A 21588-nucleotide genomic window follows, 5' to 3' on the forward strand; every position below is an offset into this window, starting at 1 on the left:
GCGAAGAAGAATATCCGGACGGCTTCAAGACCCTCAAGCCTTATTTGCGCACGGTGGCACAACCGAAGTAACCACGCCGCCATGTAGCAGCTGGCGAAGCCTGCGTTCGGTGCGCAGCAGTCGTGAGATCTGAACACGCGGCAATCCTGAAGGACCGCGTCATCAGAATTTACGACTGCTGCGCAGCCGAACGCAGGCTTCGCCAGCTGCTACAGGTTTTCGTGTTCCCGCCGCTACAGATTCGAAGACATGAGCTTTTTCAAAGGAGTTTGAAGATGACTGGTTTACGTATTTGCATCGCAATGGGCCTGTTGACTGGCCTGAGCGGAACCTGTGTCGCATCACAGGGCCTCGTTTCCTTCCAGGGCGCTATCGTGGAAGTTCCTTGTCGGGTTTCCACCTCTGGTAAAGACATCGCCTTGCAGGGCTGTCCTGGCATGGCGGCTGACCAGCTCATCAGCGCACGCAGCGTTGAGCCGGTGCGTTCAATCGAAGGCTCGACGGCCCACATCAAATGATCGCCGAAAGCGAAGACGGGTCAAAACGCCAGTACGCGCTGGCCGACAGCAACGGTGTCACAATTGAATCCGGTCACTATGTGATGACATTGGCCTATCCATGAAAAGTCTTTTGCAGTGAGACGGGGCATCTGTGCGCTTCCTCTTGAGCTGGTGTAACGCGGTCCTTGTAGGAGCGAGCTCGCTCGCGATGGTCGTCAACGATAACGCTGTGAGCCTGATACCCAGCGGCGCTCTCAGGTTCTTCGCGAGCAGGCTCGCTCCTACAGGGGATTTGTGTTTATTTCAGGCACTGCGCCCCGGCTTTCGCCACCTGCGCATCCTGCTCGGCCTTGACCCCGGATACGCCAACCGCGCCGATCACCTGGCCATCGACGATGATCGGCACACCACCTTCGAGCGAAGTCAGCAACGGCGCCGACAAAAAGGCCGTGCGTCCGCCATTGACCATTTCTTCATAACCTTTGGATTCGCGGCGGCCCAGGGCCGAAGTGCGGGCTTTTTCCGTGGCGATGTAGGCGCTGATGGGCGCAGCGCCGTCGAGGCGTTCGAGGGCCAGGGGGTGGCCGCCGTCATCGACCACCACAATCGTCACCGGCCATTGGTTGTTCTGTGCTTCGGTTCGCGCCGCAGCGAGAATCCGCCCGACTTCGGTCTGGCTCAGCACGGCTTTGCTCTTCATGAGTGATCTCCAGGTTTTGATCAAGAAAGCCGGTCAAGGCAAAGCGGCTTCGACCAGTTCGATCCAGTGCCGCACCGGCGTACGGCCCGCGCCGTCAAGGTGGGACTGACAGCCGATATTGGCCGTGACAATGACTTCAGGGTAGCCGCTTTCCAGTGCATTCATTTTGTTGTCGCGCAGTTGTCGCGACAATTCAGGCTGGGTCAGCGAGTAGGTGCCCGCCGAGCCGCAGCACAGATGGCTGTCGGGCACGAAGGTCAGGTTGAAACCCAGTCGTTCGAGTAGCGCCTCGACCGCGCCACCGAGTTTCTGCGCGTGCTGCAGGTGCAGGGACAATGGAAGGCCAGGCGCCGGGCACTGTGTATGCCGAGTTTTTCCAGCGGCTCGTCACGCAACACCTCGACCAGGTCCCTGGCCAGCGCACTGACCGTTCTGGCCTTATCGGCATAGGCCGGATCGCTATTGAGCAGGTGGCCGTAGTCTTTGATGAAGGCGCCGCAACCGCTGGCGGTCTGCACGATGGCCTCGGCGCCTTTTTCGATCATAGGCCACCATGCGTCGATGTTATGGCGGGCGCGATCAAGACCGGCAGCCTGGGCGTCCAGGTGATAATCCACAGCGCCGCAGCACCCGGCCTCGCGGCTCGGGATGACGCTGATCCCGAGTCGATCCAGCACCCTTGCCGCGGCCACGTTGGTATTGGGCGACAAACCCGGCTGCACGCACCCCTCAAGCATCAGCACCTGTCGCGCATGGCGCGTGGCGGGGCGCGGTTTACTCAGCGTTGCGCTACGCGGCAATTTGCTTTGCAGAGCATCAGGCAGTAGCGCCCGGAACACCTGACCGCCGTTGACCAAGGCTTTGAACAGATCCGGGTGGGGCACCACCGTGCGCAACCCTTCGCGCAGCAGGCGTTGGCCGAGCGGGCGCGGTACCGCCGCATCGACCACCGCGCGGCCGATGTCCAGCAGGTTGTGATAGTCGACGCCCGACGGGCAGGTGGTTTCGCAGTTACGGCACGATAGACAGCGATCCAGGTGTTGTTGGGTCTTTCGCGTGACCTCGTTGCCTTCCAGCACCTGTTTGATCAGGTAGATGCGTCCGCGTGGGCCATCGAGTTCATCGCCAAGCAATTGATAGGTCGGGCAAGTGGCGTTGCAGAAACCGCAGTGCACACAAGTGCGCAGGATGCTGTCGGCCTCTTCGGCGCGGGGCAGTCGGCGGGCGCTTTCGCTCAGGTTGGTCTGCATGGTTCAAAGCTCCGCGTACAAGCGACCGGGGTTGAAAATGCCCGGGGATCAAGTTGCTGTTTAAGGCTCTGGTGGTAGCGCATCAGGGCCGCAGGCAACGGCTGGAACGGGCTGTCGATCAGACCATGGCTGTAGCAGTCACATGCCCGCCGACCTCATCGACCACTTTACGAATGAAGGTGTCTTGGGCGTCGGATTTGAGCCAGCGCTGGGCGCCGCCCCAGTCGATCAACTGACGGCCCGGCAGGGACAGTTTCGGCGTGTTGTTCGGCAACGACAGACGCCAAAGCGGCTGGTCCTCATCGAAGAAAGCCAAGCGATGCTCGTTGAGATCGGCCCAGTACGCGCTGTCCAGCAGCTCGCCGCCCAAACGGTCATGGGCCGCCGCGACCGAGCCTTCGCCGCCCTCGAGCCGCAGGTGCAGTTGTTCCCCGTCATGGCATGCGGCACTGATCGGCAAGGGTTGCTGGCCCCATTGCGCCAGATTCTGTAGGGCGCGCTCACTGTTCATGTCCAGGCTGATGCTCAGGCACTGCCGGGGCTTGGGCAGTACCTTGAGCGAGACCTCGGTGATCAGGCCCAGGGTGCCGTAGCTGCCGGCCATCAGGCGCGACAGGTCGTAACCGGCGACATTCTTCATCACCTCGCCGCCAAAGCGCAGATGTTTGCCAAGACCGGTGATCACCCGGGTGCCTAAAACGAAATCCCGGACCGAACCCGACCACGGGCGCCGGGGCCCCGACAGCCCGCAGGCAATCATGCCGCCGACGGTGGCGCCGTCGCCGAAAGCGGGCGGTTCGCAAGCCAGCATCTGTTGCGCGTCGTCGAGCACCTGCATCAGTTCGGCCAGCGCGGTGCCAGAGCGCACGGTGATCACAAGCTCGGTGGGTCGTAGCTGACGATGCCGCGGTGGGAGCGGGTGTCGAGTATTTCACCGGCAACGATGCGCCCGAGAAAGGCCTTGCTGTTGGAGCCTTGAATGCGTAGCGGCGTGGCGCTTTCCAGCGCCCGGCTGACCTGCTCCAGCAGCACGTTGCTGTCGTCGATATCGCCTGTGCCGTGCATCAGAAACGCTCCAGATCAGGGAAGGGCAACTGCCCGGCATGCACGTGCATGGCACCGAATTCGGCGCAGCGGTGCAGGGTCGGGATGTTCTTGCCGGGGTTGAGCAGGCCGCTGGGGTCGAACGCTGCCTTGACCGCATGGAACAGGGTCAGCTCGTCGCTGTTGAACTGCGCGCACATCTGATTGATCTTTTCGCGGCCCACGCCGTGTTCCCCAGTGATGCTGCCGCCGACCTTCACACACAGCTCCAGAATCCTGCCGCCGAGGTTTTCGGCACGCTCCAGTTCACCGGGGGTGTTGGCGTCGAACAGAATCAGCGGATGCATGTTGCCGTCACCGGCGTGGAACACGTTGGCCACCCGCAGGTTGTACTCGGCGGACAGTTCAGCGATGGCTTTCAAGACACCGGGCAACTCACGGCGGGGGATCGTACCGTCCATGCAGTAATAGTCAGGGGAGAGACGGCCCACCGCCGGAAAAGCGTTCTTGCGCCCGGCCCAGAAACGCACACGCTCGGCCTCGTCTTTGGCCAGGCGCACCTCGGTGGCGCCGGCCTGCTCCAGCACCGTGCGCACGCGAGTGCAATCGTCGTGGACGTCGGCTTCGACGCCGTCGAGTTCACACAACAGAATCGCCTCGGCGTCGACCGGGTAGCCGGCGTGGATAAAGTCTTCAGCGGCGCGGATGGCCAGGTTGTCCATCATCTCAAGGCCTCCAGGGATGATGCCGGCGGCAATGATGTCGCCGACGGCACGGCCGGCCTTTTCCACGGAATCGAACGCTGCCAGCAGTACCTTGGCGGACTGCGGTTTGGGCAGCAGTTTGACCGTCACTTCGGTGATTACCCCGAGCATGCCTTCGGAACCGGTGAACAAGGCCAGCAGATCCAGGCCCGGCGAGTCGAGCGCGTTGGATCCCAGGCTGAGGCATTCGCCGTCGACGGTGAAGATTTCGACTTTCAGCACGTTGTGCACGGTCAGGCCGTACTTGAGGCAATGCACACCACCGGCATTTTCCGCGACGTTGCCGCCGATGGAGCAGGCGATTTGCGACGAGGGGTCCGGCGCGTAATAAAGGCCGTACTGCGCGGCGGCCTGGGAAATCGCCAGGTTACGCACCCCCGGCTGGACCCGTGCGGTGCGGGCGGCCGGGTCGATGTGCAGAATCTGATTGAAGCGCGCCATCACCAGCAGCACGCCTTTTTCCAGGGGCAAGGCGCCGCCGGACAAACCGGTGCCGGCACCGCGGGCGACCACCGGAACCTTCTTTTCATGACAAAGCTTGAGTACGCCCTGAACCTGCGCGAGATCGCGCGGCAGCACCACCAGCATCGGCGTGGTGCGGTACGCCGAGAGGCCATCGCATTCGTACGGCTTTAGTTCTTCCTGCTGATGCAGGATTTCCAGGTCGGGCAATTGCGTTTGCAGGGCCTGCAATAACCTGGCCTTGTTCACGTCAGGCAGCACGCCGTCGACGCGTTCATCGTAGAGAATGTTCATAGTCGCTTTACGATACTCCGTTCATGGAAGCCCGGGCGCGGTGTACATATCCGTTTCTTCGGTTACGTCGCTGGCGGTTTCGCTTTTACAGCGAGTCACTTGGAACAGCCCCAAGTAACCAAGGGCTCTTGCCCCTGTCGTTCGGTGCCTCGCTGTGGCTCGGCATGCCCTCGCTCCGGTCCTGCTCCGTGGGCCCGCCGCGATGGGCCATCCTTGGCCCAGCGCGGCTAACCCGGCATCCATGCCGGGTTACCCACTGCGCAGAACCTGCGCTCGGCCTCTCGAGGGGGCAAGAAGATCAAAAGCAAAAGCAACGCGAGGCGGCCTGACAGCCGACCTGATTGCGTGGATGACTCGTTCCACTGTAGGAGCGAGCCTGCTCGCGAAAAACGTCCAGACAACGCGTTCATTCAGACAGGTCGAGTTATCGTTGACGTCCATCGCGAGCAAGCATCGCTCCTACAGAGGAACGCGTTCATTCGAAATCAGGTCGGCTGTCAGGCCGCCTCGCTTTGTTTTTGATCCATGCGCCCCGTTAAACCACGCTGGCCGAACGCAGGCATTGCTCCGTGGCTAAACCGGCAGGACGCCGGTTTAGCCGCGCTGGGCCATGGATGGCCCAGCGCGGCGACCCACGGAGCAATGCCGGAGTGAGGGCATGCCGAGCCCAAGCGAGGCACCGAGTGGTGGGGCAAAGCCTTTTGGTTCCTTTTCGGCGTTTGGAAAAGGGACTCGCCGTAAGGGCGAAACCCTAAGTCGGCGTTACCGCAGGAATGGATATTCACCCAATCCATATCCGCCCTTGAATGCCACGCGTGAGCAAGCCAGGCCAAGTCAATCAATGCCCACCCACCACCATATGACTAAACGGCGCCACATAAGCCTGCAACGTCACCAACCCACCGACCAGAATCGCCAACACAATCGAGTGGAAGAACACGTAGCGCAGGATTTCCCCTTCATGGCCGTACCAGCGGGTAGCGGTGGAGGCGACCACGATGGATTGGGCATCGACCATTTTGCCCATGACCCCGCCGGAGCTGTTGGCGGCGGCCATCAACACCGGGTTGAGCCCCAGTTGCTCGGAGGTGACCCGTTGCAGCCCGCCGAACAGTACGTTGGAGGCCGTGTCCGAGCCGGTCAGGGCCACGCCGAGCCAGCCGAGCAGGGTGCCGAACATCGGATAGAAAATCCCCGTCGCGGCAAAGGCCAGGCCCATGGTCGCGTCCAGTCCCGAATAGCGCGTGAGAAAGCCCAGAGCGAGCATCGCGGTGATGGTGATCAGCGAATAGCGCACCACCCACAGGGTTCGCAGGTACTGGTGAATCAGTTGTGGGATGGAGTAGCCCATCAGCAATCCGCCGACAATCGCGGCCAGCAGGATGCCGCTGCCGGTGGCGGTGAACCAGGTGAATTTGTAGATCGCATCTTCGGTTTTAGGTGCAGGCACTACCGGTGGGACCTTTTCGATCTGCTGGTGAATGGTGGAGAAGGTCAGGATCGGCGCGAACACCGGGTTGGCTTCCAGCAGCGGTTTGCCCTGAGGATCGAGCTTGGCCGAATGGGTGGCCGGATCGATCGCCGGGCGGGTGTCGAACATGTTTTTGAAACCCTGGGTGCCCCAGGCGAACACGAAGACGGTGAGGATGATCCACGGCATCCACGCCCGCATCACAGCGTTTTTCGAGTCGCTGGCAAAGGCTGCGGTCGGTTGGGGTTTGCTGGCGTGCTCGTCATCGATTTTCGAGTTGTCGACCCGCCCGGTCAGCGCGGCGGAGGTGTGCACGGTGGCCGGTTTCCAGACCTTCAGGAACAGCGTCAGGCAGGCCATGGAAATCAGTGCGGCGATCACGTCTACCAGCATGGGCCCGTGATAGTTGGAAACGAGGAACTGGGGTACGGCAAAGCTGACTCCGGCGACGAGGATCGGCGGCCAGATTTCCAGCATCTTGCGCCAACCGGCGAAGGCCCAGATCAACCAGAACGGCACGATCAACGAGAAGAACGGCAGTTGCCGGCCGACCATCATCGACAGCTCCATTTCATCCAGCCCAGTGACTTTGGCCAGGGTGATGATCGGCGTGCCCAGCGCGCCGAACGCCACGGGCGCGGTATTGGCGATCAGCGCCAGCCCCGAGGCAGCCAGCGGTGAAAAACCCAGCCCGATCAAAATCGCCCCGGTCACCGCCACCGGCGTACCGAAGCCGGCGGCGCCCTCGAAGAAGGCACCGAAGCAGAAGGCAATCAGCAGCAGTTGCAGGCGACGGTCGTCAGTGATCCGCGCCAGGGAGTCTTGCAGCACTTTGAACGAGCCGTTTTCGGTGGTCAGCCGGTGCAGGAAGATGATGTTCAGCACGATCCAGCCGATCGGCAACAGACCGTTGGCGGCACCGTACAGCGCCGCGGAACCGGCCATGTTGGCGGGCATGCCGAAAGCGAAGATGGCGATCACCAGTGCCGAGGTAAGGGCAAGCAATGCCGCCAGGTGCGCCTTGACATGGAAAAACGCCAGTGAAGCCAGCATCACTACTACGGGTACGGCAGCCATGAGGGTTGAAATGACCGGGTTGTTGAACGGATCGTAGATTTGCTGCCAGACCATGTTCCACCTCTGCTTGTTATTGTTGGACGTGCAGACCCTTGGGGGGCGGTGGCTTGTAGTATAGGTGGCATTACGCCGCTGTCAGCGCATGCCTTTTGTCTCGTCAAACAGCGCTATTTCGATGGCCTGAGCTAGCATGGCCAATAGGGTCAAAAACCAGCAATGGGAGGAATACCGCGATGACAGAGCGTCATGAGGAGCACAAGGAGACGCTGTCGAACGGATGCAGCATCAGGGTCAAAGCCGAGATATTGAAAGACGGCTCGTTGGGGATGTTTATCGGCGTCTACCGGCCGGACGGCACGGTCATTGATGAGAATCACGATCCGAAACCGCACATGCTGGACATGGAGGCGGCGATGGATTGGGGGATTGATATTGCCAAGGGCATTGGCAATAGCCAGCGGACGTTGTGAGAGACGTTTTTGATTTTCTTTAAACCTGTAGGAGCGAGGCTTGCCCGCGAAGGCGGCGTGTCAGCCAACATCAATGTTGTATGTGATGGCCTCTTCGCGGGCAAGCCTCGCTCCTACAGGAATAGGCATTGTCCGGGCCGTGCCATTTAGCATTTTTCCATCCTGCGGCGCTGATCGAAGTATGAAATCGGTCTAAAAACACCGTCCCATACCCTGAGAGCTTTGCTAATCTTGAACTTGTAGGTGAAAACGCAGACTGATGCGCAAGCGGATAGCGAGGACGCGTGGGGCGCGTTCCGAAGGGTACACGGTTAGAAAGATCTCCGCGCTGAGATCCAGCCCTTATGCCGTGTGAAGCAGGACAGCGCATTGCTGTCACTGTGAGAGTCCTGATAAACCTCGTAAGCCAGAGACCAGCACTGGCCACCTACTTAACCCACTAGAGCCCGCCTTGTGCGGGCTTTCTAATTTTCGTCTGTAGCTCCGGCATTTGTAGGAGCGAGCCTGCTCGCGATGGACGTCAATGATGACGCGCTCGATCTGGATAAACGCGGTGCCTTTGGGACCATCGCGAGCGAGCTCGCTCCTACAGGAGGGGGTTACAACTGGTCGATTTCGGTCGCGACGCTGATGTACAGCGGCGTAGCTTTTTCTAGCTTGCGCAATCTGTCAGTCAATAGACGCCATCCAATGTCCAGAATTGGCGTACCGCGCCATCGGCACCTTGCACCGGGTCCTGATCGGGAAATGGCAGTTTGGCGATGTTGGCCAATTGCGCCGGATTCGGCGCCTCGCGGCGGATATCGGGACGCTGGCCCGGCGGGTAAGCGCCGACTACCAGAAAATCGTCGCTGGCGCTCAGCTTGCAGTGACCGGTGCCAGCGGGCAGCAGCAACACATCGCCCGGGCCGACTTCCAGCACATGACCATTAGGGCCACCCAGCAGCAAACGCGCATGGCCGCTGGCGATGCCCAGCACTTCATGGCCTTCGGTGTGATAGTGATGATAGCTGTACACGCCGTCACGCCACTGCGGCGGCCAGCCATTGGCGCTGAAGGTCTTCTCGAACAGCGCAGCCGTATCATGACCCTGTACGGCGATGGCCTTCGGGTAAATCAATACCGGCAGGCTCGGGTTGTTGGGGACCCAATCGTTGCGCTCCAGCAGCAGGGTTTGTACAGCTTGCGATACGGTCATGATCGGCCTCCGGAACTTGCTTTGAGCGGATGCTTGCGCGATTCGTATATTAGTTCCGCGTCTGGACCAACACCTCCCGCACATCTGCGACCAGTTCAAGCCAGCTCCTGCGGGGCGTCAGGCTCAAGTATCCGGTCCGCTGAGGATCCGGAGTCCTTCAGTTAGGCGGGCACTCATCGGCAGGGTTCATTAAATTTGCCGCGAACCACTGATCGGTTGTAGCAAATGAAAAAAGGAACCGCAGTTTCACCCTCGCACCCATATTGATAATGAGTTTGTCCGGGGGCAGCAATTGAACCGTCAGCCAATTTTCATCGGATGCGCAGGCTGGAGTCTGAATCGCGAGCATTCGGCCGCTTTCGCCGCCCAAGGCACTCATTTGCAGCGCTATGCGTCGCAACTCACTGGCGTTGAAATCAACAGTTCGTTTCATCGCCCTCATCGCCAGCAGACCTACGCACGTTGGGCAGCCTCTGTACCATCGGGCTTTCGCTTCAGTGTAAAAATGCCGAAGCAGATAACCCACGTACTTCGCTTGCAGCAGTGCAACCAGGCGCTGGATGAATTTGTGGCTCAGTGTTCAGGGTTGGAGGATCGCCTGGGTTGTCTTCTGGTGCAATTACCGCCGTCTTTGGTGTTTGATGAATCGGTTGCGGTGGCATTTTTCACAGCGCTGAGAAGCCGCTTTTCCGGCCATGTGGTGCTGGAACCACGGCATGAGTCCTGGGTGGGTGCTCAATCACTGCTGGTGCAGCATCGTATTGCACAAGTGGCGGTAGATCCGTCGCGCATCAGCACCGATATGTCCCCGCGTGGATGGGCTGGATTGCAGTACTGGCGGCTGCACGGTTCACCGCGCATCTACTACAGTGCCTATGAGTTGGCTTGGCTGAAAGACCTGGCGTTCAAGCTTCAGACTGGCCGTGTCGATGGACAAACGACGTGGTGCATTTTTGACAACACGGCCAGCAGTGCCGCGATGGGCAACGCGTTGACGTTACTCAAACTGCAGTCGTTATTATGAAGCGTCACTTGACACTTGCAGGAGTTGCCCATGAACCCCTCGGAGACTCATGCCCAATCACCGGACCAGACAGCACAAAACATCCAGGAAATCGCTGAATGGCGTGATGCCTTGCTATCGGTCATTGCCCATGGCGGCTCGGCCCGGGCCAAACAGATCCTCGACATGCTGGTGGCTGTGGCAAGCGAATCAGACCTCGGTTGGCGGCCCAGCCATGGCACGCCTTACATCAATACCATCAGCGTTGAGCGCCAGCCGCTGTTTCCGGGGGACCTGGCCATCGAAGAACGTCTGGCCTCGATCATGCGCTGGAACGCGTTGGCGATGGTCGCCAGGGCGAATTTCGCCTATGGCGAATTGGGTGGACACATTGCCAGTTATGCCAGCGCTGCCGATTTGTTCGAAGTGGGCTTCAACCACTTCTTCAAGGCACGAACCGAAAGCAGCGGCGGTGATCTGGTGTTCTATCAACCGCACTCGGCGCCGGGTGTCTATGCCCGGGCCTTTCTCGAAGGGCGCCTCGACGAGCAGGATTTGCAGCACTATCGGCAGGAAATCGGCGCTCGCGTCAATGGCGCACGGGGCTTGTCGAGTTATCCGCACCCGTGGTTGATGCCGGACTTCTGGCAGTTTCCGACCGGCTCCATGGGCATCGGTCCGATCAGTTCGATCTACCAGGCACGTTTCATGCGCTATCTGCATCATCGAGGCTTGCAAGACACCACGGGCCGGACCGTATGGGGCGTGTTCGGTGACGGCGAAATGGATGAGCCGGAAAGCATGTCGGCGCTGACCCTGGCTGCGCGCGAAGGGCTGGATAATCTGGTGTGGGTGGTCAACTGCAACCTGCAACGGCTGGACGGGCCGGTGCGTGGCAACGGCCGCATCATCGACGAACTGGAGGCGCTGTTCGGCGGGGCCGGCTGGAACGTGATCAAACTGGTCTGGGGTTCAGATTGGGACGGCTTGTTTGCGCGCGATACCGATGGCGCGCTGGTCAAGGCGTTGTCCAGCACTGTCGATGGCCAGTTCCAGACGTTCGCGGCCAAAGACGGGCGCTTCAATCGCGAGCAGTTCTTCGGCCAGAACGAGGCATTGTCGCGCTTGGCCCAGGATCTGACCGACGATCAGATCGACCGCCTCAAGCGCGGTGGTCATGACGTGGTGAAGATCTTCGCCGCCTATCAAAGCGCACTGCTCGAAGGCAACAAGCCCACGGTCATTCTGGCGCAGACCAAGAAGGGTTTCGGCATGGGCGACGCCGGTCAGGGCAAGATGACCGTGCATCAGCAGAAGAAGCTCGATAAGGAGGCGTTGATCGCATTCCGCAACCGTTTCAACCTGCCATTGACCGATGAACAAGCCGCCTCATTGAGCTTCTTCAAGCCTGACGACAACAGCGCTGAAATGCGCTATCTGCACGAACGTCGCCGGGCTTTGGGCGGGTATATGCCTGCACGAACTTGCGCCTGCGAGCCACTGGCGGTACCCGATGTAAACAGCTATGGCGCGTTTGCCATTGCCGCCCAAGGCAAGGAAATGTCCACCACCATGGCCTTCGTCCGGCTGCTCAGTGGTTTGCTGCGCGACAAACAACTGGGACCGCGCATCGTGCCAATCGTGGCGGATGAAGCGCGCACGTTCGGCATGGCCAGCCTGTTCAAGCAAATCGGTATCTACTCCAGCGTCGGCCAGCGTTATGAGCCGGAAGATATCGGTTCGATCCTGAGCTATCGGGAAGCCCTGGACGGTCAGATTCTGGAGGAGGGTATCAGCGAGGCCGGGGCGATCAGTTCCTGGGTGGCCGCTGCGACCAGTTACTCGGTGCATGGCCTGGCCATGCTGCCTTTCTATATCTACTACTCGATGTTCGGCTTCCAGCGCATCGGCGACCTGATCTGGGCGGCGGCGGATCAACGGGCCCGCGGCTTCCTGCTCGGCGCCACCGCAGGGCGCACGACGCTGGGCGGCGAAGGTCTACAACACCAGGACGGCAACAGCCACCTTATGGCAGCGATGGTGCCCAATTGCCGCGCCTACGACCCGGCATTCGCCGGCGAATTCGCGGTGATTCTCGATCACGGCATGCGCCAGATGCTGGAGCGTCAGGTGGACGAGTTTTATTACGTGACGCTGATGAACGAGAGTTACGCTCAGCCCAACCTTCCTGAAGGTGTCGAACAGGCGATCATCAAGGGCATGTATCTGTTTGCCCGACATGAAGTCAAGGATGCCCGCGGCCGTGTCCAGTTGCTGGGTTCCGGTGCCATTTTGCGCGAAGTGATTGCCGCCGCCGAGTTGCTGGCCAGCGACTGGAACATCGACAGCCAGGTGTGGAGCGTCACCAGTTTCACCGAGCTGGCCCGTGATGCCCGTGAAGTCGAGCGCTGGAATCGCCTGCATCCACAACAACCGGCGCGACACAGCCATGTCCAGGCATCGCTAAACGATCGGGCACCGATCATTGCCTGCACCGATTACGTTCGCGCCTTGCCGCAGTTGATCGCCAGCTATCTGGATGGCCGTTACACCGTGCTCGGCACCGACGGTTTCGGACGCAGCGATACCCGCAACAGGCTGCGCAGTTTCTTCGAAGTGGATCGGCATCAAATCGTCTTGAGCGCGCTGACGGCGCTGGTTCATGAGGGACGACTTGATGCGGGTGTCTGTACCGAGGCCATTGTCAGATACGCCTTCGACGTTGACAGCTCGGCGCCCTGGCAAGCCTAGCGTGCGGCTTTTGACAGCATGCGTTTCTGCTGCCCGCTGGACGTTGTGACCCACTCCACTCGGGTGGGGTGCGAGGAGGTGATGGAGGATTAACCTGTAGACCTGATGAAAGGTGTCCGCCGCACGCTATGCGCAATGGCGTGAATTCTAAGAGGTAACTGTTGTGAACCGTTGTATATCCACTCTGGCCGGTAGAAGTCGCAAACTTGATGGTGGTGTGATGTTCGGCAATACGCCGCGGCAGCTGTGGGCGGACTGGCTCAAGCCTGACCAGGACAACCTGGTGGATCTGGCCTCGCGCGGGCTGTTGGTACAGCAAGGAGGCAGGAATATCCTGGTTCTGGCCGGCGCCGGTGCGTTGCTTGCGCCATTGCGACGGACCTGTAGCTGCCAGAAACATCCCCGGGCCTGCTGGACAGTCTGGCGCAACATGGTCTGACGGAAGGCGACATCAGTGCGGTGGTGCTCACGCACCTACATGCGCAACTCACCCCGAACTCTGTGCTGCGGTGGATGACGGCAATACGCCGCGCTTGCTGTTTCCCGGCGCGCATTACATTACCGGCGAGCGTCAGTGGTCCCGAGCTCGTCACAACCATCCCCATGATCGCGCCTTGTTCGTCCGGCAGATCGTGCACAGGCTTGAAAGCAGTGGTCGGCTGGTGCTGGTCGATGGCGCCCGCTGTGAAGAGCTTGGCGACGGTTGGCAGTTCCACTACAGCGATGGTTACACGCCAGGGCAATTGATACCGGAAATCGCCATGCCGGGCGGGCCGGTAGTGTTTGCAGGCGATTTGATTCCGGGTACTCATTGGCTAAGCCTGGATGTCACGACAGCCAACGATCGCAATCCGGAAGTTCTTGTTGGCGAGAAAGAACGGCTACTCGACCACCTCGTGGCCAGTGCTGGTCGGCTGGTGTTTTCCAGTGATCCCGAGATCGCGATGATCAAGGTCATGCGTGATCGGCAATCGCGTTACCTTCCATTTGACCTGCATACAGCATTGAGCCGTTTCGAGTTTTGAGGGTTCCGCGCTCCCGATGGTGGTCAACGATGACGCGGGGCCCTGATTCACCTCGTCACCCTCGGGTTTTTCGCGAGCAGGCTCGCTCCTACAGTTTTGATCTTCAGTGAACGCAAAGCCTGCGGCCAACACAGACCCCTTGTAGGAGCGAGCCTGCTCGCGATGGTGGTCAACGATGACGCGGGAGGCCTGATTCACCTCGTCGCCCTCGGGTTCTTCGCGAGCAGGCTCGCTCCTACAGTTTTGATTTTCGGTGAACGCAAAGCCTGCGGCCAACACAGACCCCTTGTAGGAGCGAGCCTGCTCGCGATGGTGGTGAACGATGACGCGGGGGCCCTGATTCACCTCGTCGCCCTCGGGTTTTTCGCGAGCAGGCTCGCTCCTACAGTTTGATCTTCAGTGAACGCAAAACGCGGCCAACACAGACCCCTTGTAGGAGCGAGCCTGCTCGCGATGGTGGTCAACGATGACGCGGGGGGCCTGATTCACCTCGTCGCCTCGGGTTTTTCGCGAGCAGGCTCGCTCCTACAGTTTTGATTTTCGGTGAACGCAAAGCCTGCGGCCAACACAGACCCCTTGTAGGAGCGAGCCTGCTCGCGATGGTGGTCAACGATGACGCGGGAGGCCTGATTCACCTCGTCGCCTCGGGTTTTTCGCGAGCAGGCTCGCTCCTACAGTTTTGATTTTCTGTGAACGCAAAGTCTGCGGCCAACACTTGCCAGCGAAAGCGGTGGGTCAGGCGGTAATTTTTTGACTGGAAGTCAGTCTTCGTTGGCAAGCCGGCCCCTACGGGTACTCGACTTCCGGGCCCGCAACAACGGTCTGGTCGAGTCAGCGAAGGAGGGAGCATTGCGTGGACGCGCCATTTCTTCGCTCGCTGGTGTTTCGCGGGGGCAGTCTATACTCGGGATCGATTTGCCAGCCAACTCCGGTAGGGGGCCGGCACCTGCTTTTTGAGACTCATTGCTTCACCCTACGTGCGTATCAAATCAAGGGACTCGTTGCATCACTTATGGCCAATAAACTCACCACCAAAACTGCAATCATTACCGGGGCCGCCCAAGGATTGGCGCAGCGATTGCGCGACTCTTCACGCAGGAGGGTTGCTTTGTCTACGTCACTGATATCAACGACGAGCTCGGCACAAGCGTTGCAAATTCACTCGGTGATCACGCCAACTATCTGCACCTTGATGTGCGACGCGAAGAAGACTGGCAGCGAGTCACGTCGCAAGTCCTGAAGGAGCGCGGCAGGCTGGACGTCCTGGTGAACAACGCAGGCATCACCGGATTTGAGCACGGCGCCGTGCAGCACGACCCGGAGCATGCGCGTCTGGAGGACTGGCACGCAGTTCATCAAACCAATCTCGATGGTGTATTCCTTGGTTGCAAGTACGCCATTCGCGCCATGCGGCGTCTCGGATCAGGCTCCATTATCAACATCTCCTCTCGATCAGGCCTGGTCGGCATTCCGGGAGCTGCGGCCTATGCGTCGTCCAAAGGCGCGGTGCGTAATCACACAAAGACGGTGGCGCTCTACTGTGCCGGGCAAGGTCTCAAAGTCCGGTGCAACTCGATTCATCCAGCGGCCATTCTCACACCCATGTGGGAGCCAATGCTGGGCAGCGGCCCGATCGTGAAGAGCGAATGGCCGCACTGGTTCGAGATACTCCACTGCGGCGGTTCGGGATGCCCGAAGAAGTTGCAGCCGTGGCACTGCTACTTGCCTCGGATGACGCGTCGTACATGACCGGCAGTGAGTTCAACATCGACGGCGGCCTCCTGGCAGGTACGGCCGCGACGCCCACCGTAGTGGATCAATGAGAGGGCGCGTGATTTCGTAGTGCTGGTGATCAGGCGTCGACGCGCACGCCTGCGCTTTTTTCCTCCGGCTGCACGTCATGCAGGGAAATCCTTGACGTCTCCGGTAATGCCAAACCACCCGCCAGCCCCAATACTGCAACCATCATCAGATAGAACGCCGGCGACAGGTTGCTGCCGGTGGTGGTGATCAGCCACGTAGCCACCAGCGGTGCGGTACCACCGAAGATGGTGTACGCCATGTTGTAGGTGATAGCCGATGCGGTGTAGCGAGTTCGGGTAGGGAAGGTTTCCGAGAGCAGGGCCGCAGTGACCACCCCACACAATACCGCGCCAATCGCCAAGAGCATGACGCGACGATGGACGCTGCGAACGAGCCGGAACTGGCCATCAGGAACGACGGATACACCGCCACAATCAACAAAGCGCAAGCCGTCACCATCGTCCTTCGGCGTCCGACCTTGTCCGAATACAACCCGGCCAGCGGGCAGATCGCCGCGGCGAATATCAATGCAATCAGTGACACCAGCAACGCCGTTGCGCGACTCAGGCCGCCCGCAACTTGCAGGTAGGTCGCGAAGTAGGTGGTGAACATATAAAACGAGAGCGCCGTCAGTGACACAAAGGCGCCCAGACAGCAGATTGCCGCACCATGATTGCGCAACGTCTCTTTGAGTGGCGAATGAGCGACTGCATGTTCCTTGGTCACCGCACGGAAAGCCGGCGTCTCATCCAGCTTCCAGCGCAGGTACAGACCCACCAGGCCCAGCGGCGCGGCAATCAGGAACGGCAAGCGCCAGCCCCAACTTCCCATCGCTTGGGCCGAGAGTGACGCCTCGAGTGCGTAGGCAACCACTGCAGCGGCGGCGAAGGCGGAAAATGTCGACACCGGAATGAAGCTGCCGTACCAGGCGCGTTTATCACTCGGTGCGTGCTCCATCAGGTAGGCACAGGCACCTGCGTATTCTCCGCCGGCGGAAAAGCCTTGGGCGCAACGAATCAGGGAAAGAAGAATCGGCGCCATGACCCCGATCGCGGCATAAGTGGGCAGCAAACCGATCAGGGTCGTCGCTGCGGCCATCAGCAAAATCGTCATCGCAAGGGTTCGCTTGCGGCCGATCCTGTCGCCCAGCATGCCGAAGAAAATCCCGCCAAGTGGGCGAAACGCAAAGGCCACGGCGAAAACCGCAAAGGTCTTGAGCAGTGCGGCACTTGCATCGCCGCTGGGAAAAATTGCTGGGCGATGGTCGTGGCTAAAAAGCCATAGACGGCGAAGTCGAACCACTCGACGAAATTGCCGATGCCGGCGGCCACAATGACTTTTTTCAGCGTTTTAGGGCTGACCTGCTCTGTAGATGCGCTTGTCATGCTTGACCTCGACATTTGATCCGTAAGCTATCGATTATCGGGGTAGTCACTGAGGCGGTTCGCTTCCAAGGTGTCATCCGCATAGTCAGTACCGACTTCATGCAGTTGAATCAAGCATGATTCGCGCCAGATTGATTGGTCATGATTGCAGAGCGAGTCTTGTCACGAGGCGCGAAAATTCGGCGTGCTCCGCGCCAGGCTCGCACCTCTTTCCACAACCCTGAAACTCAAGCGCACGGATGTTCCCTGTTGTACGTGGTGATTCAGGCTGGCTTCTCCACCAAAACTTTCCATGATCTGCTTCACCATGATCAGCCCTATACCTAGCTTGCCTTGCCTGGTGGTGTAAAGGTTTTGAAAGCCATCATTTCTTGTTGCCGTGAAGTTCCATCCCCGGTGTCACTAATGATGAGATGCAGCCACTGACGGGTTTCATCCACATGGGCCTGGATGGTTAATTTTCCCCCTCCCAGCATTGCCTCCATAGCGTTGGCAATGACGCTATTGAGAATTTGAGAAAGTAAAAGTGGGTTACTGATTATCCGGGAGGTGGGCTCATTTTTGAACTCGACCTGGATTCTTGTTCGAGTCAGTTGTGCGCTGAAGCCGGCCAGTGTTGCCTGTACCACAATCATGGGTTCCAGCTGTTCTGCCTCTCCACGGAGCGGCCTCAAGCACAGCAGCAATTCGTGCACCCACTGCGACATCCGATCCACTTGGTTGACAATATCGTCGATATTCTTCCTGGCGGGTTGGCCGTCGGTCTCGTTCGCCAGTTCTGCGCTGGAGCGGATACAGGCCAGGGGATTACGGACACTATGGGCGACTGCCGTCGACATCTCGACCAGGCCAATATAGGTTTTGTTGGCGACGAGCTGGGCCTCCTGTGATGCCAGCTGAATTGATGCCCGTCGAACAATCCAGTACAGCCCGAAGTAAAGGAGCAGACCGCACAGTGCGGTAGACAGCCAGATTATCCAGTGGCCACGATTGAGGCGCTCAATTAGATCGGCCGGTTCCTTGTAAATTTCCACTACTGCCAGAGTATTCCCCGATCATCTACCAGGGGGATGTAGCTCTCGATGAAGAACATTTTGGGAGCGAGCAAAAAAGCTGTTCGGGACGGCGCTTATCAGCATTGCTGTATTGGGTGGAAACCCGTTCTTTGGAGCTGAATGCCGCTTCAAGTGCCGCGTCGTTCAGAAGTTTTTGCCCGATAAGCTGCGCATTGGTCGACCACATCACTGTCCGAAGAGGGGAGTAGATGTTAATCAGGAGTGAGTCCGGGAGCTGCGAAAGGTGGTCAAGGAACTCGGCGCGGGCACGGTGCCTTTTTTGCGCCATTTCTTGCGACAGCATTCCATATTGGGTGGTTGCCAAAACGTCACCCATCCGCATCCCGGTCAACTGGTGGTGACGTATCTCAACGTTGGCGATGGTCTGGATAAACTGCGCTGACAAAAGGGCGTCTCGCTCCAGGCTTTCCATGACCAGGAAGCGGGTCGCCACTGTACCCAGCCCGATAGCTATCGCGCTGATCAGGATGAAGCTGATGAGCGAGAACCACCGCAGGAGGTTGTGTGGTGTTGTCGGCGCGATTGAGTCGGCTGTCCGCCAATGCAGGCGTCGGAAAAAAACTGAAATTGTTTGCATGGGAAGCGTCCTATGCATGCTGCTGTTTCAGTTTTAGCAGCGCGAACTACACATTGAGTCTTGATCAATACTCAGCATTCTCTATGCCAAAAAGTCCAACGTGTACATGACGTTGGCAAGGCAACCGGTAACCGTACTGTTTAGTGCTTGATACGCAGAAAATTGAATGTTTCTGGCATTCGTCAGCACGAAGGAAAACGCACGCTTGGGGGAAGAAGCGCCAATTTTGGGGACAATCCCCCTGTTAAGGTAATGAGCAGAGCAGGAGCCAAAGCAGAAGCGAAATCGGCCCCTACGCAAGGTATTGGAAAACACGCGTATCTGTAGGAGCCGGCTTGCTGGCGATGGCGGTGTATCAGGCACTGCGGTGTTGACTGGACTTGCGTCTTCGCCAGCAAGCCGGCTCCTATAGGGGACGCGTACCCACTTCGACCCGATCACGAGCCATGGCCCTGGTCATATAAATTTGAAATGCACGGCGTTGCTCGACAGAATTACGCCCCGATCCGGCCATAGGTGCCGGACGTTCGTGGTGAAAGGGGCTGCAGTTGAACGAACAGACATTGTCCATGCGCCTGGAGCGCGTGGCAGCGCATGTGCCAGCAGGTGCGCGCTTGGCCGATATCGGCTCGGATCACGGCTACCTGCCGGTGGCGTTGATGCGTCGTGGCGCCATCGCGGCGGCGGTGGCCGGTGAGGTGGCATTGACGCCGTTCCGCTCCGCCGAACGCACCGTGCGCGAGAACGGCCAAGACCTGCGGATCACTGTGCGCCTGGCCAATGGCCTGGCGGCGATAGAGCAGGGAGACGGGATCACGGCGATCAGCATCTGCGGCATGGGCGGCGAGACGATTCGCGACATCCTCGACAGCGGCAAGGCGCGTCTGAGCGGCCAGGAACGCCTGATTCTGCAGCCCAACGGCGGCGAGCAGCCACTGCGCCAATGGCTGATGGAAAATGGTTACCGCATCCTCTGCGAGGAAGTGCTGCGGGAAAACCGCTTCGACTACGAAATTATCGTCGCCGAGCGAGCCGGACCGGTGATGTACACCGTTGAGCAGTTGTACTTCGGCCCGCTGCAGATGCAGACACGCAGCCCGGCGTTCCTGGGCAAGTGGCAGCGCATTCTGCGTCACAAGCAGCAGACCCTGACCCACTTTGCCCGGGCGCGGCAGGCCGTGCCCGATGAGAAGGTGCAGGAGATCGCCCGGCAGGCCCGGTGGATCATCGAATTGCTGGCTTGAGCGTCCAGACTACCCAGGGTGAGTGAAAACGCCTGCGATTGTCTAACCTGGCCAATGCCGGTACTCCGCCTTGATGCGGGACATCGAGAAGGACGTCCTGTCATTCTGTGAGCAGGCGGGGATGGGTGTCCTTGCCTATTCCACGCTTCAATCGGGGCTACTTTCCGGCAGCATGACGCGCCAACGCATCTCGCAACTGCCCGAAGACGATTGGCGCAAGACCCGAAGCGCTGACTTCCAGGAGCCCCGTTTGAGTGCCAACCTGGCATTGGTTGACGTCATGGCACGCATCGGAGAAAGGCACGGCGTGAGCGCTGCTGCGGTCGCGATCGCCTGGGTTCTTCGCAAACCGGTAGTGACGGGCGCCATTGTCGGTACCCGCCGTCCCGCACAAGTAGACGGGCTGATTGCAGCCTCGGAGTTACGCATTAGCGCCGCGGAAATCGACGAAATTCGACCGTTCCTGCCGTCGGGCACGGGAACAAATGTCCCTGGCAGCGCCGCCTGACACTATTGAGCAGGTCGCCGGGTCGTTCGGCTGCTGTACGTTTAGTCAGGCTGTGTTACGCCTGACTGAATCTTTCTGGATGGCTTGAAAAACCTCCTGCTCGCGGCGAAGGGGCTTCTCGAATACCCAGCATTTCAATGAGATACGTTCCATTACGCTGTGTTGAGTCGTGTTACTCACATAACGTGGCTGCTTTGATTCTTTCATCGCTTGGCGTAGTTCGCGTGTGAACTTGAGCTGAATGTTGTGTTTTTTGAAAAGTTGTGCGAGGTGGGGAAGCTGCAAGTAGAGAAAACCCTTCGATGGGGTGCAGTGGTTGTAGGGCACACCCTTGCGGTCAAGGATCTCAAGCGCACTCCAGAACTCGATCAATATGTCGGCGGGTGCCGGTGTCCTGGCGCCAATGCTGGTCAGGTCGGGGACTGACAATCCTAACTGGTGGGAGGCGAGCGCAAGTTGCTCATGGATCGCGGTGCGGATGGCGTTGTCGCAGGTACGACTCAATTCTCTGAGCAGTGCAACCCGGTGGCGTGAGAGCGCTATAAGTTGAGCAACATTTGGCGATTCAGAGCGAGAAGTGCTGTCCTTGGTCCAATGGTCCCACAACACGTCGTCGCATTCTTCCTGATAACGAATGATCTTGGCGCGAAATTCAGGTTTTACGTCGTTCTGGCTGATTGAGTAGAGCCAGGCCGGAAGCTTGCGCAGGGGGAGGCAGGTCAACCCGAATTGCTTGCCATCCCCTCCAGTTGTGGTTATTTCAACCATGACGGAGTTAAATCTCTCCCCCAGTTTTTGGAGCTGCGTTTTCCAGTCCAGTCCCATATTTGTGACGATCGGCTTCATAGCAACGAACGGATCAATATCCCGACCTACCAGAACTACCGTGTCCTCGTAGAACGGGACAGACATCAGACGCTCCTGCATGGCGGTACTCCTAAAATTGCGGCTCCATGCTCGAATATCCGCCGAGCAAAAACCGGTAA

Annotated in this window: 12 protein-coding genes and 6 pseudogenes; 8 read left to right on the forward strand and 10 right to left on the reverse strand. The window is 59.3% G+C overall.

The genetic code is table 11. The annotated features are described in order from the left end of the window. The first annotated feature begins 275 nt into the window (after positions 1 to 275). Positions 276 to 518 carry a hypothetical protein gene (locus CES87_RS25970; RefSeq protein ID WP_128608359.1) on the forward strand — a complete coding sequence of 81 codons (243 nt, stop codon included), beginning with the start codon at positions 276 to 278 and terminating at the stop codon, positions 516 to 518. Positions 519 to 798: 280 nt separating this feature from the next. On the opposite strand, the gene CES87_RS25975 is transcribed toward CES87_RS25970, so the two are convergent. From CES87_RS25975 to CES87_RS26000, 5 genes and pseudogenes are all read right to left on the reverse strand, one after another. Beyond that, the gene (locus CES87_RS25975; RefSeq protein ID WP_128608360.1) at positions 799 to 1200 is read right to left on the reverse strand and encodes a heme-binding protein; all 402 of its coding nucleotides are present in this window, start codon (positions 1198 to 1200) and stop codon (positions 799 to 801) included. Positions 1201 to 1233: 33 nt separating this feature from the next. Further along, a pseudogene (glcF, locus tag CES87_RS25980) lies at positions 1234 to 2450 on the reverse strand (glycolate oxidase subunit GlcF). 3 nt (positions 2451 to 2453) lie between these two features. After that, a pseudogene (glcE, locus tag CES87_RS25985) lies at positions 2454 to 3515 on the reverse strand (glycolate oxidase subunit GlcE). Then, positions 3515 to 5014 (reverse strand): glycolate oxidase subunit GlcD, encoded by a 1500-nt coding sequence (glcD, locus tag CES87_RS25990; protein ID WP_128608361.1) that lies wholly within the window; start codon positions 5012 to 5014, stop codon positions 3515 to 3517. Before glcD ends, glcE begins: the two are co-directional and overlap by 1 nt. A gap of 838 nt (positions 5015 to 5852) precedes the next feature. Then, the gene (locus tag CES87_RS26000) at positions 5853 to 7616 is read right to left on the reverse strand and encodes an L-lactate permease (RefSeq protein WP_128608362.1); all 1764 of its coding nucleotides are present in this window, start codon (positions 7614 to 7616) and stop codon (positions 5853 to 5855) included. A gap of 179 nt (positions 7617 to 7795) precedes the next feature. Here CES87_RS26000 and CES87_RS26005 point away from each other — a divergent pair, with 179 nt between their 5' ends. Further along, positions 7796 to 8032, forward strand: coding sequence for a hypothetical protein (locus CES87_RS26005; RefSeq protein WP_128608363.1), 237 nt, complete (start codon positions 7796 to 7798; stop codon positions 8030 to 8032). Positions 8033 to 8705: 673 nt separating this feature from the next. Here the strand turns inward: CES87_RS26005 and CES87_RS26010 are convergent. Beyond that, entirely contained in the window at positions 8706 to 9230 is a 525-nt protein-coding gene (locus CES87_RS26010) for a cupin (RefSeq protein WP_128608364.1), read from the reverse strand. 292 nt (positions 9231 to 9522) lie between these two features. On the opposite strand from CES87_RS26010, the gene CES87_RS26015 reads away from it, so the two are divergent. The 4 genes and pseudogenes from CES87_RS26015 (at position 9523) to CES87_RS34560 (ending at position 15832) form a co-directional block, all read left to right on the forward strand. Continuing rightward, the gene (locus tag CES87_RS26015) at positions 9523 to 10254 is read left to right on the forward strand and encodes a DUF72 domain-containing protein (RefSeq protein WP_128608365.1); all 732 of its coding nucleotides are present in this window, start codon (positions 9523 to 9525) and stop codon (positions 10252 to 10254) included. Between the two features lie 30 nt (positions 10255 to 10284). After that, entirely contained in the window at positions 10285 to 12984 is a 2700-nt protein-coding gene (gene mdeB / locus CES87_RS26020; RefSeq protein WP_128608366.1) for an alpha-ketoglutarate dehydrogenase, read from the forward strand. A 220-nt stretch (positions 12985 to 13204) separates the two neighbouring features. Continuing rightward, a pseudogene (locus CES87_RS26025) lies at positions 13205 to 14009 on the forward strand (MBL fold metallo-hydrolase). A gap of 1012 nt (positions 14010 to 15021) precedes the next feature. Then, positions 15022 to 15832 (forward strand): annotated as a pseudogene (locus CES87_RS34560) (SDR family oxidoreductase). Positions 15833 to 15861: 29 nt separating this feature from the next. On the opposite strand, the pseudogene CES87_RS26045 reads toward CES87_RS34560, so the two are convergent. From CES87_RS26045 to CES87_RS34570, 3 genes and pseudogenes are all read right to left on the reverse strand, one after another. Next, positions 15862 to 17197: pseudogene (locus CES87_RS26045) on the reverse strand (MFS transporter). Positions 17198 to 17520: 323 nt separating this feature from the next. Further along, complete coding sequence (locus CES87_RS34565) at positions 17521 to 18231, reverse strand: HAMP domain-containing sensor histidine kinase (protein ID WP_322784201.1); 711 nt, start codon at positions 18229 to 18231, stop codon at positions 17521 to 17523. Positions 18232 to 18256: 25 nt separating this feature from the next. After that, entirely contained in the window at positions 18257 to 18850 is a 594-nt protein-coding gene (locus tag CES87_RS34570; protein WP_322784202.1) for a hypothetical protein, read from the reverse strand. 548 nt (positions 18851 to 19398) lie between these two features. On the opposite strand from CES87_RS34570, the gene CES87_RS26055 reads away from it, so the two are divergent. Together CES87_RS26055 and CES87_RS26060 are read left to right on the forward strand one after the other, a co-directional pair. Continuing rightward, positions 19399 to 20094 carry a tRNA (adenine(22)-N(1))-methyltransferase TrmK gene (locus CES87_RS26055; protein WP_128608367.1) on the forward strand — a complete coding sequence of 232 codons (696 nt, stop codon included), beginning with the start codon at positions 19399 to 19401 and terminating at the stop codon, positions 20092 to 20094. 61 nt (positions 20095 to 20155) lie between these two features. Then, positions 20156 to 20602, forward strand: a pseudogene (locus CES87_RS26060) (aldo/keto reductase); the annotation flags it as partial. 45 nt (positions 20603 to 20647) lie between these two features. Here CES87_RS26060 and CES87_RS26065 read toward each other — a convergent pair. After that, on the reverse strand, positions 20648 to 21529 hold the full coding sequence (locus CES87_RS26065; protein ID WP_128608368.1) for a phage antirepressor N-terminal domain-containing protein: 882 nt from the start codon (positions 21527 to 21529) through the stop codon (positions 20648 to 20650). Between the last annotated feature and the right edge of the window lie 59 nt (positions 21530 to 21588).

Origin of the sequence: Pseudomonas sp. ERMR1:02 (assembly GCF_002277815.1) — a bacterium.
GTDB lineage: Bacteria > Pseudomonadota > Gammaproteobacteria > Pseudomonadales > Pseudomonadaceae > Aquipseudomonas.